The 4,618-nt window shown below is 59.0% G+C and carries 4 protein-coding genes and 1 pseudogene; 2 read left to right on the top strand and 3 right to left on the bottom strand.

The window, feature by feature from the left end; all coding sequences use genetic code 11:
* The first annotated feature begins 77 nt into the window (after positions 1-77).
* Together WCA53_RS27025 and WCA53_RS27020 are read left to right on the top strand one after the other, a co-directional pair.
* Positions 78-584 (top strand): N-acetyltransferase family protein, encoded by a 507-nt coding sequence (locus tag WCA53_RS27025; protein WP_423917900.1) that lies wholly within the window; start codon positions 78-80, stop codon positions 582-584.
* A gap of 380 nt (positions 585-964) precedes the next feature.
* Positions 965-1,423 (top strand): hypothetical protein, encoded by a 459-nt coding sequence (locus WCA53_RS27020; protein WP_423917897.1) that lies wholly within the window; start codon positions 965-967, stop codon positions 1,421-1,423.
* Positions 1,424-1,672: 249 nt separating this feature from the next.
* Here the strand turns inward: WCA53_RS27020 and WCA53_RS27015 are convergent, their stop codons facing one another.
* The 3 genes and pseudogenes from WCA53_RS27015 to WCA53_RS27005 form a co-directional block, all read right to left on the bottom strand.
* Positions 1,673-2,314 carry a hypothetical protein gene (locus WCA53_RS27015; protein WP_423917894.1) on the bottom strand — a complete coding sequence of 214 codons (642 nt, stop codon included), beginning with the start codon at positions 2,312-2,314 and terminating at the stop codon, positions 1,673-1,675.
* A 25-nt stretch (positions 2,315-2,339) separates the two neighbouring features.
* On the bottom strand, positions 2,340-3,734 hold the full coding sequence (locus WCA53_RS27010; RefSeq protein ID WP_423917891.1) for a selenium-binding family protein: 1,395 nt from the start codon (positions 3,732-3,734) through the stop codon (positions 2,340-2,342).
* 169 nt (positions 3,735-3,903) lie between these two features.
* A pseudogene (locus WCA53_RS27005) lies at positions 3,904-4,618 on the bottom strand (monooxygenase); the annotation flags it as partial.

Raw genomic sequence — 4,618 nt, 5'->3', positions numbered from 1 at the left:
GTCCAGGAATCCCTGCCCATCGGCTGGTTATCATCGAGGGCATCATGGGTTCGGGCAAGTCAACGGAGATATGAGCGATGACCTCGAAAAGCATCCGCAGAGCGACGGTAGAGGACGTTCCGGTTCTTATACAGATCCGGAACGATGCGCATGCGAAGAAGGTGGCTCATGGCGATTGTGCGTGGGGCAAGGAAGGGGACGGATTTTCCGAGACGTGGGTACGAAACAATGTCTCGCAAAGAGAGGTGTATGTCGTTGAGCTGGATGGTACGTCGGTCGGAACGTTTGTGCTCGATCTAGACGATGAAAGGCACTGGGGACCTCAAGAACCGATCGCCGGTTATGTTCATGGGCTTTGTGTGCGGAAAGGCTTTAACGGACGTGGACTCGGCAACTTCATGCTTGATTGGTGCGCTAACAAGATGAGCGCCTTGAACCGGCGTCTTGTTCGACTCGACTGCGCCGCCCACAACGCGAAGCTATGCGGCTACTACGAGTCGCTGGGCTTCATCCGCGTAGGACTGTACCCGGAACCGGAACCCGGCGGCTATGTCTGGTCACTGTACGAAAAGTCGGCTGACTAGCTTTCAATCAGGACTCCGAATACGCTTCCCGCACATGCGTACCAATTCTGCAAATAAAAGGTCGCGCTGAAACCGGCAAGGCGATGACCGTTTCGGGCTGAACCGGGCGGCAGTGCGATCCGGTGCCACCGGCGGCATCGGGCGATGGTCCGCCAAAAGCGGCCAGTCGACATCGGTGCGTAGATCGTCGACAATCCGTAATCGCACTGTAAGGGAAACGCGCCAGGCGCAAGCCGGAATGTCGCATTGGTTTGTCCAAAGTTTTTTTCAGCCTTAATCCATGAATTTCAGATACATCTCAGTTATTTCATTTCTCACGCTCGCCGGATACGACTGATCCAGCTGCCGCGAGCACATTGGCCTTGTCGCACGCATTGGGCATGCTGGACGGAATGCAGCGAATTTCACAGGAAGACCGCGAACAGCTGATGGGCATGTCAACACGCGCTCTTGACAGCGCGCCGCCGGATTGTGGTGGCGCCAAGAATCTCCAAGTCATTATGTCGCGCTATCTCTCACTGGAAACGGAGAGTGATGAGGAACTTCGGACCCAACTGCAAGCGATGTTCAATCTGCTTAAACAGTCAACCGGGAACACGCCACCACCACAGATTACTGCAGCACAGCGGTTGCGGGGGCAACTTGCACTCTCCACGTCTATCGCAGATGCGCTGAAACAAAACTCTTCCGAGACAGACGATCTCGGGCTGTTGGTGAGCGGCGAACAAGCAGACCTTGCCGTTCGTCGATCCACATGCGCGCCCAACGCGACGCGTAAGCGATCGCGTGGTCGGATTCAAAGAAATAATCGAGTGCGTCGAATGTGTACGCGCGCTTGAGCGGCGAAGTGTCGTCTTCAATGACGAGGTTGGCGGCAAATAAGCCGCTGGGTAGCGGTTGTGCGACCGGCGCTACTTCAAAACCCTTGTAATTCATGCTCGTTTTACCTCCATTAAACCTGCCGTCCTAGGCATGTGTAGAGGCTACCGACGATGGAGGTTCAATGGAAACAACCAATAGGAACAAGCAAACCCGCAGGAGACTGCAAAAGAAAAATCGCGCGCAAGGAGCACTGGCTTGATCTGATTTCAAGCAGCAGCGATCAGCCAGGCGCCCGTTCCAAACAGTCCGCAAAGCCAGACTCGGTCGAAGTTGATCCAGCCGCGCCTTAACACCCCGACGCCGAGCCATTCGTAGACCAGCATGGCGACCGTCCCAGTCACGACCAACGTTGCTAGCGTATGCAAGCCCACTGCGGCAAGCGACGCCAGCAGGGGGCCGGTTAGCCCGGTGGCGGCTGTCTGGCACAAGGGGATCAGAGCAGGAGTCAGCATCAGCCCGGCGCCGTGCGCGCTCGCCATTAGGAACGACCAGACAACGAGACCGGTGAAGCCGGTCATCATGCCGACCCGAACCCGGTGCCGATGGCCGTACCGGAGGTGATAGACGCCCCACGCAATCAGTGCGCAACCGCTAGCAATGCGTATATAGCGGCTGTCGATAAACGTGCTCAGCGTGAACACGCTCGTTGCCATGATCGCAATAGACAGCGCGTGACCCAGCGCGATGGGCGGGAGCGCGAGAAGGACGGCTTGCCGGCTGCGTCGGTGCAAGCCGAGGGCCACGGCGAACAACCATCCCATCGCCGGATTGATGCCGTGGAATGCGCCTAACCCCGCGATGACCAGCCAGGTCGACAGGGGCACCCCAGGAGGCCACGAGGCCGTCATGGACAAGCCGGATCGATAAAGAGGCTCATGGGTAACAATACGAATCCGACGAGCAATCGCCGCCTTCGAGCCGGACTTGATGTGGCCGGTGACTTGCGGGCCATTCGACCAGGAAGCGCGGATCGAAGTCGATACCGCCGTCGGACTGGGCATCGAGCTTGACCATCCAGCCGTTCAGTCCATCGGGATAAAACTGCTCGTCGATGACGCCATAGAGGGAATTCGTGAAGTACACGCGCTTTCCGTCCCGGCTGACTTCGACCATTTGCGGGCCGCCGTTCAGCTTGCGACCGGCGGCTTTCGGATGCGTCTCCCGCGAGACAATGCCGCCGATTCGCACCGTGCCCACGAGCTTGGGTGAAAAAGGATCCGATACGTCGTACTGCCGAAGATCGCCGGTTCCCCAGCAAGCGACGTAAAGGAAGCGGTCGTCCATCGAGAGGTCGATATCGGTGACAAGGGGCGGGACCGCGCCGAAGCCCTTGAGCATCGGCGGTAAAAGGTCGGCGTCGGCGGGCTCGGCCGGAATCTCGATGATTTTCTTGACGGCCCAGGCGTCACCGTCGCGATACCACGTCCAGATCGACGCGGACAGATCCTTCAGGCTAATGACCGAATTGACGAACCCATAAGCCTTGGTTGGATCGTGTGCGGGGCGCAGTTCGAACACCAACTGGTTCTCCGCCCCGAAGTCGATTTCCTGCTGGTGCTTGCGCGTATGCAGATCCCAGAAATGCAGCTTGTGACCGTACTGGCCGCCCAGCAAGACCTCCGGAACAAGGCCATTTTCAAAAGTCGCCGGCAAGCCCCATTCGCTGGTGACCATCGTGTCATGCCCGAGGTGCCACCACGCGTCGTACGATAATTGCTGAGGACCACGATCAATTTCCCACTGGCCGCGGATATCGAAATTTTCGTGATCCATCAAGAAGATACCACCCGGTGCTTCTCCCATTGCGTTGGCAAGGGCCGCGACGTAGATGCCTTCAGGTCCGCAATGGACCGTGTGCGGCCGTGTATAGCCGGCCTTTTCGGCGACTTCTTCTGGCTCGAGCACGCGGACGATTGACGGATTGCGCGGGTCGGGCTGGGTGTCGAGGATGTGAATTCGCGACGAGCGGAGTCCCGGCACGATCAGATAACGGCGCTCGGCGTGCGGATGCGGCGCGTTGGGACACAGGCAAGAACTGCACGCATTCCAGCCGAAATGATGAAGTTCGTCGCCCGTGTTCGGCATTGCAACATTCTTGAGGACTTGCGAATACGTGGCGGACGCGGGATCGACGTCGACCACCGCGATGGCGTCGGGAACCTGTCGCGTGGGGTCGAAGCTTGCCACGTAGGCGATGGTCTCGTGCGGCGCCTTCATGGCCATCCGCGGGGAAGGGTAGAACGTCGGATCCGGGGTCCACTTAGCCATGCCAGTTCTCCAGGGAACGTTGCCTCTGTGACGGCTGGATGACTGCTCCATTCGATCCGGCCGCGGCCTGCCGCAGAATAAATACTACCTGCTTTCTGCTCGATGATGTCTGGCCGAGGGTTTGCCCGAGCCTTGGCGGCTTATGAAGTGCCGATTGCGTCGACGCGGGTTATGTATCCCGCTTATCCCGCCCGGGTCCGGCGCCAACCTTCCACGCGTAGACGGGCTCCGTCTGATTGATCGACCAGTCCCCAATGAGCTTTGCTTTATACACGGTCGGATTGTGAGACGACACCGCACGGGCATTTCGCCAGTGCCGATCAAGCCCCGTCGCACCGCTGGTCGCCGAGGCGCCGAGCGCGTCGAACAAATGCGTGGCGGCGCGCAGAGTCAGTTCCGTGACAACGACCTGGCCCTTGGCCGACGAGATTTCAGCCTCGATATTGAAGCGCTTTTCGGCTTCCGCATCGTCTGAAAAATGCGCTTCGTAGGCTTGTTGCACGGACTCTGCGGCGTGCAGCGCGATCGCTTGCGCTGCAAACGCCCACGCCGCGATTTCGCCAATCACCTGCTGGATCTGGACGTCCTGACTGACATGCTGCGCGTTGCCATGGCTGTATATGCGCTTGCGTGCCCGCACCTCCGACGCCGCGTCAAGCTCCGCCGCGCGAGCAATGCCTGCGAGCGTCGCAAGATGGAATATCTGATAGAAAGCGGTCTGATATTTAAAGCGCTTCGAGAAATCCACGATATGTCGCGGCGCTACTTCGGCGTCTTTGAACGTGGTCGTGCCGCTACCCGTCGTGCGCTGACCAAATCCGTCCCAGTCATCGCTCAGCGTGACTCCGGCCTGCTCTGTCCGCACCGCGACAATCACGTCGCTG

Origin of the sequence: Caballeronia sp. (genome assembly GCF_049581465.1) — a bacterium.
In the GTDB taxonomy this organism is placed as follows: Bacteria; Pseudomonadota; Gammaproteobacteria; order Burkholderiales; family Burkholderiaceae; genus Caballeronia.
Note: the sequence above shows the minus strand (reverse complement) of the source record. Positions and strands in the feature narration are given on the sequence as shown.

Coding starts and splice junctions, on each gene's coding strand:
- WCA53_RS27015 (WP_423917894.1), bottom strand. CDS start 2,314: ATGACGGCCTCGTGGCCTCCTGGGGTGCCCCTGTCGACCTGGCTGGTC.
- WCA53_RS27025 (WP_423917900.1), top strand. CDS start 78: ATGACCTCGAAAAGCATCCGCAGAGCGACGGTAGAGGACGTTCCGGTT.
- WCA53_RS27020 (WP_423917897.1), top strand. CDS start 965: ATGCTGGACGGAATGCAGCGAATTTCACAGGAAGACCGCGAACAGCTG.
- WCA53_RS27010 (WP_423917891.1), bottom strand. CDS start 3,734: ATGGCTAAGTGGACCCCGGATCCGACGTTCTACCCTTCCCCGCGGATG.